This is a genomic window from Kineococcus sp. AC630 (genome assembly GCF_979255925.1).
In genome coordinates this window covers 1-250 of the sequence record NZ_CEEDMJ010000115.1, presented here as the reverse complement: position 1 = coordinate 250, position 250 = coordinate 1, and the positions used below count along the sequence as shown (strand labels likewise).

General features: G+C 75.6%; 1 protein-coding gene. It reads left to right on the top strand.

The window, feature by feature from the left end:
• Positions 1-26 precede the first annotated feature (26 nt).
• Positions 27-250 (top strand): PLP-dependent transferase (locus AC0I8G_RS26075; protein ID WP_471732528.1); only part of this gene is annotated, 224 nt, incomplete at its 3' end.

The following is a 250-nucleotide window of genomic DNA, read 5'->3' as shown; positions in this document are numbered from 1 at the left end:
GCGGCGGGGCTGCCCTGGCGCCAGTCGTGAGCGAGGGCTGGCGCCCGGACCCCACCGCCGTCCGCGGCGGCCGGGTGCGGTCGCAGTTCGAGGAGACCGCCGAGGCCATGTACCTCACGTCGGGGGACACCTACGCGACCGCGGCCGACGCCGAGGCCGCGTTCGCGGGCGCCGTCGACCGCTACGTCTACTCCCGCTACGGGAACCCGACGGTGTCGGGGTTCACGGAACGGCTGCGGCAGCTGGAAGG